The sequence below is a fragment of the Allobosea sp. genome, assembly GCF_036675845.1.
In the GTDB taxonomy this organism is placed as follows: Bacteria; Pseudomonadota; Alphaproteobacteria; order Rhizobiales; family Beijerinckiaceae; genus Allobosea.
Genome location: NZ_JAKFED010000154.1, coordinates 15179 through 29358, shown reverse-complemented (window position 1 = coordinate 29358; position 14180 = coordinate 15179). Strand labels below are relative to the sequence as shown.

The 14180-nt window shown below is 67.6% G+C and carries 13 protein-coding genes; 4 read left to right on the top strand and 9 right to left on the bottom strand.

Annotated elements, in window-relative coordinates; translation table 11 throughout:
• A partial coding sequence (locus tag V6M56_RS17410; protein WP_332685423.1) for an AMP-binding protein occupies window positions 1-273 on the bottom strand: 273 nt, incomplete at its 3' end.
• A gap of 459 nt (window positions 274-732) precedes the next feature.
• On the opposite strand from V6M56_RS17410, the gene V6M56_RS17405 reads away from it, so the two are divergent.
• Both V6M56_RS17405 and V6M56_RS17400 read left to right on the top strand, forming a co-directional pair.
• Complete coding sequence (locus V6M56_RS17405; RefSeq protein ID WP_332685422.1) at window positions 733-1074, top strand: hypothetical protein; 342 nt, start codon at window positions 733-735, stop codon at window positions 1072-1074.
• 80 nt (window positions 1075-1154) lie between these two features.
• A complete protein-coding gene (locus tag V6M56_RS17400) occupies window positions 1155-1865 on the top strand; it encodes a hypothetical protein (protein WP_332685421.1) in 711 nt (236 codons plus the stop codon).
• 33 nt (window positions 1866-1898) lie between these two features.
• Here V6M56_RS17400 and V6M56_RS17395 read toward each other — a convergent pair whose 3' ends face one another.
• Together V6M56_RS17395 and V6M56_RS17390 are read right to left on the bottom strand one after the other, a co-directional pair.
• Window positions 1899-2573, bottom strand: coding sequence for a Crp/Fnr family transcriptional regulator (locus V6M56_RS17395; RefSeq protein WP_332685420.1), 675 nt, complete (start codon window positions 2571-2573; stop codon window positions 1899-1901).
• A 181-nt stretch (window positions 2574-2754) separates the two neighbouring features.
• Entirely contained in the window at window positions 2755-6306 is a 3552-nt protein-coding gene (locus tag V6M56_RS17390) for an indolepyruvate ferredoxin oxidoreductase family protein (protein ID WP_332685419.1), read from the bottom strand.
• Between the two features lie 306 nt (window positions 6307-6612).
• On the opposite strand from V6M56_RS17390, the gene V6M56_RS17385 reads away from it, so the two are divergent.
• Window positions 6613-7248 carry a DUF1007 family protein gene (locus V6M56_RS17385; protein ID WP_332685418.1) on the top strand — a complete coding sequence of 212 codons (636 nt, stop codon included), beginning with the start codon at window positions 6613-6615 and terminating at the stop codon, window positions 7246-7248.
• Entirely contained in the window at window positions 7239-8252 is a 1014-nt protein-coding gene (locus tag V6M56_RS17380) for a nickel/cobalt transporter (RefSeq protein ID WP_332685417.1), read from the top strand. Before V6M56_RS17385 ends, V6M56_RS17380 begins: the two co-directional genes overlap by 10 nt.
• A 154-nt stretch (window positions 8253-8406) precedes the next feature.
• Here V6M56_RS17380 and V6M56_RS17375 read toward each other — a convergent pair whose 3' ends face one another.
• From V6M56_RS17375 to V6M56_RS17350, 6 genes are all read right to left on the bottom strand, one after another.
• Window positions 8407-9351, bottom strand: a complete 945-nt coding sequence (locus V6M56_RS17375) for a DUF6454 family protein (RefSeq protein WP_332685416.1) — start codon at window positions 9349-9351, stop codon at window positions 8407-8409.
• Window positions 9352-9464: 113 nt separating this feature from the next.
• On the bottom strand, window positions 9465-9848 hold the full coding sequence (locus V6M56_RS17370; protein WP_332685415.1) for a nitrile hydratase accessory protein: 384 nt from the start codon (window positions 9846-9848) through the stop codon (window positions 9465-9467).
• On the bottom strand, window positions 9835-10494 hold the full coding sequence (nthB, locus tag V6M56_RS17365) for a nitrile hydratase subunit beta (RefSeq protein ID WP_332685414.1): 660 nt from the start codon (window positions 10492-10494) through the stop codon (window positions 9835-9837). The genes V6M56_RS17370 and nthB overlap by 14 nt, the downstream gene beginning before the upstream one ends.
• Window positions 10491-11129, bottom strand: a complete 639-nt coding sequence (nthA, locus tag V6M56_RS17360) for a nitrile hydratase subunit alpha (RefSeq protein ID WP_332685413.1) — start codon at window positions 11127-11129, stop codon at window positions 10491-10493. The genes nthB and nthA overlap by 4 nt, the downstream gene beginning before the upstream one ends.
• 169 nt (window positions 11130-11298) lie before the next feature.
• Window positions 11299-12495, bottom strand: a complete 1197-nt coding sequence (locus tag V6M56_RS17355; RefSeq protein WP_332685412.1) for an amidase — start codon at window positions 12493-12495, stop codon at window positions 11299-11301.
• A gap of 17 nt (window positions 12496-12512) precedes the next feature.
• On the bottom strand, window positions 12513-14102 hold the full coding sequence (locus V6M56_RS17350) for a gamma-glutamyltransferase family protein (RefSeq protein WP_332685411.1): 1590 nt from the start codon (window positions 14100-14102) through the stop codon (window positions 12513-12515).
• Between the last annotated feature and the right edge of the window lie 78 nt (window positions 14103-14180).

Below are 14180 nucleotides of genomic sequence, written 5' to 3'. Positions count from 1 at the left end.
GAGCACATAGGCCATCTCGTCGGCGACGCTGTCGGCATAGACCGGGACCGGGATCGCGCCGAGCCATTGCGCGGCTGCCATCGACCAGTACAGGCGCGGCCGGTTGTAGCCGACGATGGCGACCTTGTCGCCGCGCTTCAGGCCGAGACCCTCGAGTCCCCTGGCATAGGCGCGGACCTGCTCGGCGACCTCTGCCCAGTTCCAGGACTGCCAGATGCCGAGGTCCTTGTGCCGGAACGCGACGCGCGAACCACGCTCATGCGCATTGCGCATCAGCAGCTTGGGAAAGGTGTCCGCCAGGCCGGCGGGGGCGCTTGCCACGATCGTCGTCTCCACCCTGTCGCCCCGTCTGATGCGGGTTTGTCCGGGCCATTCGGGCCCTTGTGCGATCATGCAAGCTTTGCAGGTGGCCCGGCCCTGTGCAAGGAGCCACTTGACAGACAGGATGTATTTGGGGCGCTATTGTCCCGCCGAGGTTTGGCCGAATGGTCGTGGAATCGGCGCTTCCGCTGCGATTTCAAAGGCTTGCGAACTCCTCCAATCGTGAAGGAGGCCGCATTATCGTCAGCTGAAGCGGATCGGCGCGCTTTCACTCAATCGCGAGCAGCGCGGCAGGAACCGTGTCTCGCCGGTCCTGACCGGGTGCCCTGGCTGCCGTCGAGCCGCGGCACGCCAGCGCAATGCCTTCGATCCACCGCATTCAGGCGGGATTTCTAGGGCGGGGACCGGCCAATGCGCGTTCTTGCCTCGATCACGATAGCGGTCATGCTTGCCGCCGGCGCGAGGGTAACCCGTGCCCATCAGGCTCCCAGCGGCTGGGAGTACCCGTTCGCATGCTGCTCGGGCGCCGATTGCGCACGGATCGATCCCGGCGAGGTGCGGCTCGGCAAGACCGGCTTCGTCGTGACCATCGCGCCGGGGCGGCATCCGATGTGGCCGACGGAGCGCCGCGAGCTGCTGATCCTCCAGATCCCGCACGACAAGGCCCGGCTGTCGCCGGACGGACTCTGGCATCTGTGCATCAACGATGCCGGCGAGCTGCTCTGCTTCTTCTCGCCGGGCGGGGATTCGTAGTGTTGTCGCGATGTCCTTTAACGCGATGGTCCGGAGCCGTTATTGCTTTAGCTGGAAGGGGCCAGGAGAACTGACGAGCCATGTTTCGCAGCGAACTTCCCAGAATCTATGGGCTTCGAGATTTGCTTCCCGAGCCAGCACCAGCAGCAGCATATTTCCGCGATCTCGACAGATCGCTGAACGAGTGGCCTCAAAAACTAAAGCAGTATCGGGATATTCAAGCTGACCTACAGAGTCTCGATGACGCCGGGTGGCGCTATCTGAAGGGCGAGCTTGCACCACTGCTAATCGCGAAGCACAAAACGCGCGGCTGGCAACAGCTCTTCGATAAACTCAACCAAGCTAAGGCCTACGCTTATCTCGTGCGTGACGGCTGCACAGACATTCGCTTCATCTCGGAATCCAAGGTTAAAGGCCAACGTACGCCCGACCTTGAAGCCCTTGCACGCGGCAAAAAGGTCCTGTGTGAAGTGAAAACGATCAATGTTTCGGATGTCGAGGCTAGTCGCTTCCATAGTGACGACGTTCAAGAGATTGTAGATCAGCTTCCTGATGGTTTTTTAGGTAAACTTGAATCTAAGATAGTATTAGCAATAAAGCAAATGCAGGTATATTGCTCCGAGAGAAGTGCTAGGCGGGTTGTTTATATAATCGTGAATTTTGATGATCGATTGCATGAATATGTCGATCGCTATCAAGAGCAGATCAATCAGTTCTTGATAGGTAGTCAACCGCCTGAAATTGAAGTGATTCTGGATGTAAAGCCAGCCTTTTACACTGCGCTATCGTAGGCCGAAATCTGCCTTCGCCCCGATGCGCCCGCCCTACCCCTCATACCGCGCCAGCCGTTCCAGATCCAGGATCGTCACCGAGCCATGGCCGATCTCGACCAGGCCGAGATCGGCCAGCTTGGCCAGCCCCTGATTGGCCATCTGCCGCGAAATCCCGGCGAGCAGGCCGAGCTCTTCCTGCGAGATCGCCAGCGTCCTGTCCCGGCCCGGATAGAGGATCGGGTTGAACAGCCAGGCGAGGTTGCGGGCCAGCCGGCCGGTCGAGTCGAGCATGCGGTCGTATTCGGCAAGCCCGATGAACTGGGCGAGGCGCTCGTTGAACTGGTGGACCAGGAAGCGGTTGAAGGCGGCCGAGTGCTCGAACAGCCAGAAGAAGGTCTGGCGCCGCATCAGCGCGACGCGGGTCTCGCGCAGCGCCACGAGGTCGTAGCGGCGCGCCTCGCCCTTGATCACCGTGCCTTCGCCGAACCAGGCGCCGCTGCGCATGCCGGCGAGCGTCGCCGATTTGCCGGTCTTCGAGGTGGTGCTCATCTTGAGCAGGCCGTCGGCGACGCCGGTCCAGGATTCGAGCCGGTCGCCGACATGGCAGACATAGGCGCCCTTGCCATAGACCCTGGTGCTGATTCCGCGACGCGCCTCCTCGAATTCCTCGGGCGTGAGGTCGAGCGACCAGGAGGCGATCTGGCGCAGTTCTTCGGCTTGGATCAAAGCGGACTCGCCGGGGCTGACGCGGGCTGTGCGGGCGCAGTATGAGGCAACGATCGCCGGAAGCTCAAGGTTTGCCAACGACTGAGGTGCAAGGGGCTTGTATCAGCGCATCTGGCGGGATTTGCAGCGGATTGCTCCGACTTTCCGCCCCCACCCCGTCCCCTCCCCAAGAACTCGTGCGCTATTCGGCCGCTTTCGGCATGGCGAGCGCCGCCGGCGAGCCGTCGCGCAGCCGCGCCAGCAACTCGGCCTCCTCGGCTTTGGCCTGCTTCAGATGGCGTTCCTTGACATGGCCGAAGCCGCGGATCTTCTCCGGGATCGCGGCGAGCGCGACGCAGAGCGTGTGGTTCTCCGGCGTCAGCCCGTCGAGGATCTCGCCCAGCAGCGCCTCATAATCGGCGATCAGCCGGCGCTCGGTCCGGCGTTCGTCGCTGTAGCCGAAGACGTCGAAGGCGGTGCCGCGCAGGCCCTTGAGCTTCGCAAGCAGGCCGAAGGCCGTCATCATCCACGGCCCGAAACTCATCTTGCGCGGCAGGCCGGTGTTCGGATCGCGCCTGGCGAGCAGCGGCGGGGCGAGGTGGAACTCGAAGCGCAGCTTCTGGCCCGATGCGCTGTCCTTCTCGAAGGTCGCGGCGACCTGCTTGCGGAAGGCGCCGTCGGCATAGAGGCGTGCGACCTCGTACTCGTCCTTGTAGGCCATCAGCTTGAAGAGATAGCGCGCGACGGCTTCAGCGAGCGCGCTCTGGCCCGGCAGCAGCGCGGCCTCCTTCGCCTGCACCTTCGCCACCAGTTCGCGATAGCGCGCCGCATAGGCGGCGTTCTGGTAGCCGGTGAGGAAATCGACGCGGCGGGCGACGATCTCGTCCAGCGTCTGCGAGAGCTGGCGGACGTCAGTCGGCGCCTTGGCCTCGGAAAGCGCCGCGATCAGCGTATCCGGATCATGCGCGGCGCGGCGGCCGAGCTCGAAGGCCTGCCGGTTCATCGCCACCGCTTCGCCGTTGAGCTCGATCGCCCGCAGCAGCGAAGCGCGCGAGAGCGGCACGCCGCCGAACTGCCAAGCATAGCCGAGCATGAACATGTTGGCGGCGATGGCATTGCCGAGGAAGGCGACGGCGGCGGCGGTCGCATCGACGAGATGGGTGTGCTCGCGCCCCGAGGCGGCGATGATCGCCCGCTTCAGCCGCTCGGTCGGCAGCGAGAAGTCGGCATTGCGGGTGAAGTCCCCCGGCAGGCTCTCGGCGGTGTTGACCACCACGGTCGAGCCTGGGCGGATCGCGCCGAGCACCTTCTTCGAGCCGGTGACGGTGAGGTCGCAGCCGAGCACCAGATCGGCCTGGCCGGCGGCGACGCGGATGGCGTGGATGTCGTCGGGGGTCGGCGCGAGGCGGACATGGCTGAAGACGGCGCCGCCCTTCTGGGCGAGGCCGGCCATGTCGATCATGCCGCAGCCCTTGCGCTCGAGATGCGCGGCCATGCCGAGGATCGCGCCGATGGTGACGACGCCGGTGCCGCCGACGCCGGTGACGACCACCGCATAATTGCGGTCGAGCGCCGGCACCTGCGGCTCCGGAATCTCGGTACCGCCGAGGGCCGAGGCGTCGAGCGAGCGCGGCTCCGCCTTCTTCGGCCGCGCGCCATGCACGGTGACGAAGGAGGGGCAGAAGCCCTTCACGCAGGAAAAATCCTTGTTGCAGTTCGACTGGTCGATCTGGCGCTTGCGGCCGAATTCGGTCTCGAGCGGCTGCACCGAGACGCAGTTCGACTGCACGCCGCAATCGCCGCAGCCCTCGCAGACCAGCTCGTTGACGATGATGCGCTTGTCCGGGTCGGGATAGGCGCCGCGCTTGCGGCGCCGGCGCTTCTCGGTGGCGCAGGTCTGGTCGTAGAGCAGGAGCGAGACGCCGGGCACGGTCGAAAGCTCGCGCTGCACGCTGTCGAGATCGTCGCGGTGATGCAGCGTCGTGCCGGGCGGCCAGAGCGTGCCGGCCGGGTATTTCGTCGGCTCGTCGGAGACCACGGCGATGCGGGCGACGCCCTCGGCCGCGACCTGGCGCGCCATCTGGTCGGGCGTCAGGTGGCCTTCAGCCTGCTGGCCGCCGGTCATGGCGACGGCGTCGTTGTAGAGCAGCTTGTAGGTGATGTTGACGCCGCTCGCGACGGCCCAGCGGATCGCGAGCGAGCCGGAATGAGTATAGGTGCCGTCGCCGAGATTCTGGAAGATGTGCCGCCTGGTCGAGAACGGCGCCTCGCCGACCCAGTTGGCGCCCTCGCCGCCCATCTGGGTGAAGCCGGCGGTGTCGCGGTCCATCCAGAGCGCCATGAAATGGCAGCCGATGCCGGCAGAGGCGCGCGCGCCTTCCGGCACCACGGTCGAGGTGCTGTGCGGGCAGCCGGAGCAGAAATAGGGGGTGCGCTTGGCCAGCTCGACCGCCTCGGCGAGGCGTCCCTGGGCGGTGGCGATCGCCTCAAGACGGGCCCGCAGGGCCGGGTCGTCGCGGTATTGCAGCAGGCGGGCGCCGAGCGCGATGGCGACATCGTTGGGGTCGAGCGCGCCATGGGGCGGGAAGAGCCATTCGCCCTGCTCGTCCTTCTTGCCGATCACCATGGGCTGATGCGCCGTGCCGTAGAGCTCCTCGCGCAGCTGCACCTCGATCAGCGAGCGCTTCTCCTCGACGACCATGACGAGATCGAGTCCGGCGGTGAATTGCTTCAGCTCGGCCGGGTCGAGCGGCCAGGGGCAGGCGACCTTGAACAGCCGGATGCCGAGATCGTTCGCCCGGACCTCGTCGAGGCCGAGCTCTTCCAGCGCCTGGCGCACGTCGAGATAGGATTTCCCGACGGTGACGATGCCGATGCGCGGCTGCCGCCCGCCCGAAAGGATCGTCTGGTTGAGCTTGTTGGCGCGCAGGTAGGCGAGGATGGCGGCGCGCTTGTGGATGTGCAGGCGCTTCTCCTGGTCGAGGAAATCGAGCTCGCGGCGGATGCTCAGGCCCCCCGGCGGCATGACGAAATCCTCAGGCGTCGCGATCTGCACCCGGTCGACGGCGCCATCGACCGAAGCCGTCGATTCGATGTTGTCCTTGACGCATTTGATGCCGACCCAGACCGAGGCGAAGCGCGACAGCGCAAAGCCGTGCAGGGCGTAGTCCATGATCTCCTGGACGCCGGCCGGATTGAGGATCGGCATCATCCGGTCGACCAGGACGAATTCGGTCTGGTGGGCGTTGGTCGAGGATTCGGCGGTATGGTCGTCGCCGAGCAGGCAGATCACGCCGCCATGGCGCGAGGTGCCGGCCATGTTGCCGTGGCGGAAGACGTCGCCGGTGCGGTCGACGCCCGGGCCCTTGCCGTACCAGAGCGCGAAGACGCCGTCATGCTTGCCCTCGCCCTGCAATTCGGCCTGCTGGGTGCCCCAGATCGCGGTCGCCGCGAGGTCCTCGTTGAGGCCGGGGGTGAAGACGATGTCGGCGGCCTTGAGCTGCCTGCCGGCGCGGGAAAGCTGCTGGTCGAGCCCGCCGAGCGGCGAGCCGCGATAGCCGGAAACGAAGCCGGCGGTGTTCAGGCCGGCCTGCCGGTCGCGCTCGCGCTGCACCAGCAGCATGCGGGCGATGGCCTGCGTGCCGGTCAGGAAGATCTGCTGTTTCGAAAGGTCGTATTTGTCGTCGAGCGAGACGGCACGGAGCGCGTCCGCGTCGACGGCTGTTGCCTCGGAGTTCTGCTGCGTCTCGGCCATGGCCGACCTCCCGAAGATCGAACCCCGCAGGGACTATGGGGTCGGTATCGCCGACCTCCAATCCAATATTATGTCAGTATTGCTGACATACCCCCCGGGCGCCGTCAAATCACCTTAGGGGTATTCCAGAGAGGTGGCGCCATCCTGCGCCGCGATTTGGCCGCCTTTGCAGGAGAAGGCAGGGAAGTTGGTCGCAGCCGATTGCGAGCTAGGCGCGCGCGGCGCGCTTTTGTTAGCATGCGCCGCCGATTCCGCCGCAGATTCGAGGAAATGCCAGCCGTGCTCCGATGCAAGACCGGATCGACCGTGCTTCGCGCCCTTCTCGGCGCTGCCCTGGCCTGGCTCGGCCTTGCGCTGCCGGCGGCGGCGCACCCGCATGTCTTCGTCACCTCGCGCACCGAGATCGTCTATGCGCCGGACGGGTCGGTCCGAGCCCTGCGCCACCGCTGGAGCTTCGACGAGGCCTATTCGGCCTATATGACGCAAGGGCTCGACAAGAACGGCGACGGCAAGCTGACCTCGGACGAACTGGCCGAGCTTGCCAAGGTGAACATCGAATCGCTGCCGGATGTCGGCTTCTTCACCACCGCCAAGGCGAACGGCAAGGTGCAGGAGTTCGGCACGCCGGGCGAAGAGTCGCTCGCCTATGAGAACAAGGTCCTGACCCTGAGCTTCACCTTGCCGCTCAAGGTGCCGGCGACGGCCAACCGCTCCTTCGGCATTGAAATCGGCGATCCGACCTATTTCGTCGCCTTCGAGATCGGCGGCGAGCCCGATGCGGTCATCGCCCGTGACGCGCCCAAGGGCTGCATCGTGCGGGTGATGCGCCCGCCCAAGCTCGACGCGGCGACGCAGCAGAAGCTGGCGCAGGAAGACGTCACCGCGACGCCGGACATGAGCGCCTATCAGGTGACGACGCGCGCGCTGGTGGCATGTCCCTGAGCGCTCCCGCCGCGCCGGGCTTATCCGCCCTGCCGCGCCGGCTGCTCGTCGCGCTGCTGGCGCTGGCTCTGGTCGCCGGCACGCTCGGGGCGATCGCCTGGCTGATCAGCCTCTACGCGCCACCGCCGCCACCGCCGCCGCGCAACCCGTTCGGCGGGGCGCTGCCACGCGAGGCGCTGCCCTCGACGAGCGGCATCGGCGCCGTTCTGCTCGCCTGGCAGTCGAGCTTCTATCGCGAGCTGACGGCGACGCTGAAGGCGATCGCGCAGAGCGGCGCGGCCCTGCCGGCGCTGCTCGGCCTCGCCTTCGGCTATGGCGTCTTCCATGCCGCCGGTCCCGGCCATGGCAAGGCGGTGATCTCGGGCTATATCGTCGCCGATAATCGCAGCCTGAAGCGCGGGCTCGGCCTGAGCTTCGCCGCCGCCTTGCTGCAGGCGCTGGTCGCGATCGCGCTGGTCGGGACCTTGACGCTCGCCCTCAACGCCACGGCCGCGACCATGGCGGCGACGACGCGGGCGATCGAGCTGGCGAGCTTCGCGCTGGTCGCGCTGGTCGGCCTCGTCGTGCTCTGGCGCAAGGCCGGCGGCTTCGTCGCGCTCAGGCTCGGCGCGGGGCATGACCTTGCCTGCGACCATGTCCATATGCCCGGCCCGGACGAGATCGCGCGCCTGCGCGGCTGGCGTGAAATGGCCGGCGTGGTGCTGGCGGCCGGCTCGCGCCCCTGCGCCGGGGCGCTGATCATCCTGGTCTTCGCCAATGCGCAGGGCCTGTTCTGGGCCGGCATCGCCGCGACCTTCGCCATGGCACTGGGCACGGCGCTGACGACCGGTGCGCTGGCGGCGCTCGCGGTGTTCTTCAAATTCGCGGCGCTGCGGCTCGCCGGCGGCGGCTCGCTGCGCGGTGCCAGGATGATCGCCTTGCTGGAGGTGTTGGCGGCGGCCTTCGTCGCCGTTCTCGGAGGTGCGCTGCTGCTCGGCCTTTGGGCGGCGGGGCAGGGAAGCTGATCTCCTTCTCCCCTCGGGGGAGAAGGTGTCTGCGAAGCAGACGGATGAGGGCGGTACGACCGGGTGAGCGGGAAGGTAGGTTGAATGCCATCCTTCCCTCATCCGTCAGCGCTTCGCGCTGCCACCTTCTCCCCCGAGGGGAGAAGGAAACTCGCTATTTCACCATCGCCTCAAAGGTGAACAGCGTCGACTTGTCGTCGTCCGGCATGAAATAGGCGCGCACGCCCTCGGCCATGGGCTCGACCCAGAACGGGTTCTGCGTCATCGGCAGGCCGGAAGAAGGCGACCAGAGCTCGACCGGCACCTGGAAGACCGGCCGGTCGTCCTTGAGGTTGACGATCTCGAGCCCGCCGAGACGGAAGACCGGCCCATCCTTCGTCGTCCGGTAGGCGTTGAGCCCGGAGCAGAGCATCCGGCTCATGCCGATGAAATGGCAGTCCTGATAATCGATGTAGAGCGCCGGATTCGCGACGCGCAATTGCTCCGGCGCCGTCGTCGCGTTGGTGATCCTGCCCTCGCCGTCGAGCGGCCATTTGTAGAAGCGGCGCGAGCCCCAGCTGACGCCGTGCAGCGATTTGTCGTCGGTGTTGTGGACGATGCCGCCGACATGATCCTTGAAGCGAAAGACCTCGGTCGCCTTCAGCGTCGCCGGATCGACCTTGTAAACGATCGACTGGCTGTTGGGGCGATACTCGGCGACCGGAACCCAGATGTCCTTGCCGTCGAAGTCGATGCCGCCGGGATGATAGATCGAGCCTTCGCCGAGCGTGATGCTGGCCAGCAGCTTGCCCTGGGCATCGACCTTGAAGAGATGGCCGGTGCCTTCGCCGGTGTCGCGGTCATAACCGTCCTGGAGCGCGGGATAGCGCGTCGTCGGCTTCTTGATCTCGACCGAGGAGATGAAGAAGGCGTCGCCGATCTTGACCATGCCCTGCGGATGGTGCGTCGGAAACTGCAGCTCGACGGCGGCCACTTGCGTCCATTGCGTGCCGCGCGTCAGCTTCGGCACGAGCGTGTTCAGGGCCGGATCGGCGGCCTGGGCCGGAAAGCTCAGCGCTATCGCGGCGAAGGCGATCAGGCTGGTGCAACCCGTCTTCATGCTGTGTCCCTCCCGTTGTGGCCGCCTCGTCGCGCGAGGCGGCCCTGCGAACTCCGGCGCTCTTGTGGCGCCGGCAATACGGCGATGTGACAGCGGCGAATTCAGCCAAGGACTCAGCGTTGCGGATCGTTCTCCAGCAGGATCGGCCTGCCATGCGGGGTCGCCTGCGCGGCGCGCTCCCAGGCGGCGCTGCGGGCGTCGACACCCTCGTGAGAGGCCAGCCCTTTCTCGATCAGCAGGTGCTCCAGCGCCTCGCACCAGCGCTCGTAATAGTCCGAGCCGTCGCGGCAGCCGCCCTTTGCCAGCGCCTCGCGGATCTCGGCACCGAGCGCCTGCGCCCATTCCTCGGCCGTGAAGACGCCGCGGTTCTGCAGCGCGACGACGAGGGCGAAGGCCTGCGCCTGCCAGGGCTCGGCGAAGACCGGCCCGTCGGCGTCGCGCGGGATCGGCGTGCCGGCGGCGAGGGTTTCGGCAATCGCTGTGTCAGGCCGGCTCAAGATAGCTCTCCCAGGCCTCGACGCTGACGCTCGAATTCGGGTCGGCATCGCGGCCCCAGAGCTCGGGACCGCTGAAGACGACGGTATAGAGCCATTGCGCCGTTTCCGGCGCGCCATGCGCTCCGGTATCCGGGAAGACGTGGTTGCCGGTGACGCGTTCGACGATCCCGGCCTTGCCACGGGCATAGCGCGGCAGGCGCGTATGGTGCTGCGGATGCATCACGATGGTGCGCACCTTGTCGCCGGCGGCAAAACGCGCCGGCGCGACGGCCTCGCGCTCGTAAGGGAAGCCGCGCCGCAGCACGGTGGCTACGTCCGCTCCCTTGAGGACGCGCTTCGGCGTGGTGCCGGCCGCTGCCGGCTGGCCGCTGTCGAGTTCGCCCGGCGTGGCGAAGCCGTGGCGGATCAGCACGTCGCGCAGGCCGGCATACCAGATCTCGTAATAGGACAGGGACAGGTAGTCGGCCGGCGGGATGCTCTCGCGGGCGTGCCGGATCTCGTCGATCGTCCAGTGCCCCATCGCGCCGGCGGCGACGTTGAGCGCGAGCATGCGCTGTTCCCAGCCTGCGTGGAACACCGGCTCGTTCGATTCGGGCACGACCGGGCCGAAGCCCATCTGGCCGCCGAGATCCTGTCCGCCGTTCATGTCGCCGCTCCCGCCGACGCTCCCGGGTGCGGCAGCCCGACGCCGATCATCGAGTCGCGGGTGACGATTTCCACGAGCTGCTCCTCGGACCAGCCTTCGGTGCCGGCCGGGCGCTGCGGCACGACGATGAAGCGGGTCTCGGCGGTGGAGTCCCAGACCCGGATGCGCTGCCGGTCCGGCAGGGTCACGCCGAAATCGGCGAGGACGCCGCGCGGGTCGATCACCGCCCTGGAACGATAGGGCGGCGACTTGTACCAGACCGGCGGCAGGCCGAGCACTGGCCAGGGATAGCAGGAGCACAGGGTGCAGACGATCAGGTTGTGCTCGTCTTGCGTATTGAAGACCGCGACGATGTGCTCGCCGCCGCGCCCGCCATAGCCGAGCTCGGCGACGGCCGCGGTGCCGTCCGCCTTCAGCCGCTCGGCGAAGGCGGGATCGCTCCAGGCCTTGGCGACGACGCGGGCGCCGTTGCGCGGGCCGACCTTTGTCTCATAGGTCTCGACGATGGCGTCGAGCGCGGCGGGGTCGACATAGCCCTTCTCGACCAGCAGCGATTCCAGCGCCTTCACCCGCGCCTCGATCGGGGTGAAATGGTTGTCATGGTCGTGGTCGTGATGATGGTCGTGACCGCTCATCGCTGCCTCCTCCCTGCAAGCCCTCATCCTGAGGAGCCGCGTCAGCGGCGTCTCGAAGGATGCTCCAGATGGTTCTGGAGCCTCCTGAAGCATTCTTCGAGACGCCATTCCTGCCGGAACGGCTCCTCAGGATGAGGGCTCGAATGTAGCGCAGGCCCTTGCGTCGAGCCTACGCGATCCTGATCCTGGCCGCCCGCTCGAGCTTCACCGCGAAGGCGACCAGCGACTTGTCCGAGCCCTTCGGCCCGATCACCGAGAGCCCGAGCGGGGCGTCGTCGCGATGCGCCACCGGAATCGAAATCTGCGGGAAACCGGAGAGCCCGGCAAGGCAGAGCAGGCGCAGGGCCCGGTTGCGGAAATCCTCGAGCTCGCTCTCGCCGGCGCTGACCAGCGGCGCGACGTCCGGCACGGTCGGCAGCAGCAGCACGCCATCCTGGCCGAGCAGCCGGGCGAGCTTGGCGCGGAAGTTCCTGCGGACGCTCTCGCCGCGGGCGACCTCCGCGTCGCTGACCGACTTTCCGAAGGCGAAGCGCTCGGCGACGCCGGGGCCGAGCGGCGGCGCGAAGCGCTCGATCATCGGCCCGTCCGCTTCCCAGGCCTCGCGGCCCTGGATCCAGCGGAAGGCCCAGTAGAGCGCGTCCATGTCGCGCACGGCCCGGACGCTCTCGGGCTGGCCGAGCAGGGGCACGACTCGCTGCACGGCGCTGCGCAGGATCGTTTCAGCTTCAGGCACCGCCTGGGCGAAGAGATCGTCGGCGAACAGCAGCCGCGGGACTTCCGGCAGGGCCGTGCGGTCCTTGCCGAAGAGCACATTGGCGACGCGGGCGAAGGTCTCGCCGTCGCGGGTGAAGAAGCCGGCGGTGTCGAGGCTCGCCGCCAGGGGCCAGGTGCGCTTCAGCGAGAGCCGGCCATGGCTCGGGCGGATGCCGAACAGCCCGCCATAGCTCGCCGGCGCGCGCACCGAGCCGCCGGTATCGGAGCCGAGCCCGATGTCGGCGAGCCGGCCGGCGACCGCCGCCATCGAGCCGGAGGAGGAGCCGCCGGTGATCCGGTCCGGCGCGGCCGGATTGATCGGAGCGCCGAAATGCGCGTTCTTGCCGTTGAGCGAGAAGGCGAGCTCGTCGGTATGGGTCTTGCCGACGAAGCGGGCGCCGGCCTCGAGCAGCGCCTTCACCACCGGAGCGGTCCTGGTCTTGATGCCCGACTGTGCCAGCACGGTCGGCGAGCCGGCGCCGGTCGGGTAGCCCTTGACGTCGAACAGGTCCTTGACCGCGAGCGCCAGCCCGGAAAGCGGGCCCGACGAGGCGTGATTCACCTTCGCCTCAGGATAGGGAACGAAGCAGCGGAAGGGATCGTCCTGGACCATGATGCGTCAAATCCCCCTCAAAGCCCTTTGGCGTCGCCGTCCGAGCGCGGATCATGCGTCGCCTCGACATGACCCTTCTGGTGCTTGACCAGCAGGCCGGCATGGCCGAACTGGTCGGAATAGGCCTCGCTGTATTCCTCGACCGGGTGGCCGGCGGCGGTCAGCCTCGCCAGCAGCATCGGGTCGAAGCGGTTCTCCAGCTTGAGCGAGATCGAGCCGGCGCCCCAGGTCCGGCCGAAAAGCCAGCGCGGCGCGTCGACGGCTTCGGCGACGCCCTGGCCGAAGCGGTAGCGCGACAGGATCTGCGCCTGGAACTGCGGCTGGCCGTCGCCGCCCATCGCGCCATAGGAGACGATCCGGCCATCGTCGAAGCGCGCCAGCGGCGGGTTGAGGGTGTGGAAGGGCTTGCGGCCCGGCGCCAGCGGGTTCAGCGCCTTCGCGTCGAGCGAGAAGGAGACGCCGCGGTTCTGCCAGTTGATGCCGGTCTTCGGCAGGATGCAGCCCGAGCCGTATTCCCAGTAGAGCGACTGGATATAGGACACGGCGAGGCCGGAGCCGTCGATCGCGCCCATCCAGACCGTGTCGCCCTCGCCCGGGCGGAAGGGCCAGCGCGCGGCGCGGCGGCGGTCGATCTTCGCGGCCTCGCGCGCGAACACCGCGTCGGTCAGGAGGCTGGCCGGGTCGGCGGTCATGAAGGCCGGGTCGGTGACGACCTCGTCGCGGAGCGCCAGCGCCCGCTTCACCGCCTCGACCAGGCCGTGATGATGGTCGAAGCCCTCGGCCCGCGTCACGCCGAGCTTCTCGAAGATGCCGAGGATCAGCAGCGAGGCCAGCCCCTGCGTCGGCGGCGGGAAGTTGTAGGCGGTCAGCCCCGGCAGCTTCAGCGCCAACGGTGTCACGGCGCGCGCCCGGAAGGCTTCGAGATCGGCCCGCGTCACCGGCGCGCCGAGCTGGCCGAGATCGTCGGCGAGCTCGCGGCCGATGTCGCCGCGATAGAAATCGTCGAGGCCGGAATGGGCGAGCTGCTCGAGCGTCGCGCCGAGCGCCGCGGGCCTGCGCCGGTCGCCGGCCTTGGGCCGCTCGCCGCCCGGCCAGAAGAACTCGCTGAAGCCCGGCGCCGCCTTGGTCGCCTCGGCCTCCTGCGGCCAGGTGCGCAGCTCCGAATCCGAGATCGCATAGCCTTCGCTGCAATGGCGGATGGCGTCGGCCAGCAGATCCTTCAGCGGCAGCCTGCCGCCGAGGCTTTGCGAGAGAGCGAGCGCGGTCTGCCAGCCGCCGATCGCGCCCGCGACGGTGATCGCGGCGTCGGCGCCGCGTGCCGGCAGGCTGTCATGGCCCTTCTCGCGATAGCGCTCGATCGTCGCGAGGGAGCCTGCCGGGCCGCAGGCCTCGATGGCGTGGACCTTGCCGCCGGGCTGGTGCACCAGCCAGAAGCCGTCGCCGCCGATCGCATTCATATGCGGGTAGACCACCGCAATGGTCGCGGCCATGGCGATCATCGCCTCGATGGCGTTGCCGCCTTCGGCGAGGATCGCCCGGCCGGCTTCGGAGGCGAGATGATGGGGCGCAGCGACGGCGGCGGCGGCAAAGACGGGCGAGTCGGGCATCAGGCTCTTTTCGTTCTGGTCCAGGCCCACCATTTGCCGGAAGGCGCGATTTTGTTGCATGCCGCCGCTGCCTAGGCT

Excerpts from the sequence above, each read along its gene's own strand:
- V6M56_RS17355 (WP_332685412.1), bottom strand. The coding sequence starts at position 12,495 with ATGGTCCAGGACGATCCCTTCCGCTGCTTCGTTCCCTATCCTGAGGCG.
- nthA (WP_332685413.1), bottom strand. The coding sequence starts at position 11,129 with ATGAGCGGTCACGACCATCATCACGACCACGACCATGACAACCATTTC.
- V6M56_RS17400 (WP_332685421.1), top strand. The coding sequence starts at position 1,155 with ATGTTTCGCAGCGAACTTCCCAGAATCTATGGGCTTCGAGATTTGCTT.
- V6M56_RS17380 (WP_332685417.1), top strand. The coding sequence starts at position 7,239 with ATGTCCCTGAGCGCTCCCGCCGCGCCGGGCTTATCCGCCCTGCCGCGC.
- V6M56_RS17390 (WP_332685419.1), bottom strand. The coding sequence starts at position 6,306 with ATGGCCGAGACGCAGCAGAACTCCGAGGCAACAGCCGTCGACGCGGAC.
- V6M56_RS17350 (WP_332685411.1), bottom strand. The coding sequence starts at position 14,102 with ATGCCCGACTCGCCCGTCTTTGCCGCCGCCGCCGTCGCTGCGCCCCAT.
- V6M56_RS17375 (WP_332685416.1), bottom strand. The coding sequence starts at position 9,351 with ATGAAGACGGGTTGCACCAGCCTGATCGCCTTCGCCGCGATAGCGCTG.
- nthB (WP_332685414.1), bottom strand. The coding sequence starts at position 10,494 with ATGAACGGCGGACAGGATCTCGGCGGCCAGATGGGCTTCGGCCCGGTC.
- V6M56_RS17405 (WP_332685422.1), top strand. The coding sequence starts at position 733 with ATGCGCGTTCTTGCCTCGATCACGATAGCGGTCATGCTTGCCGCCGGC.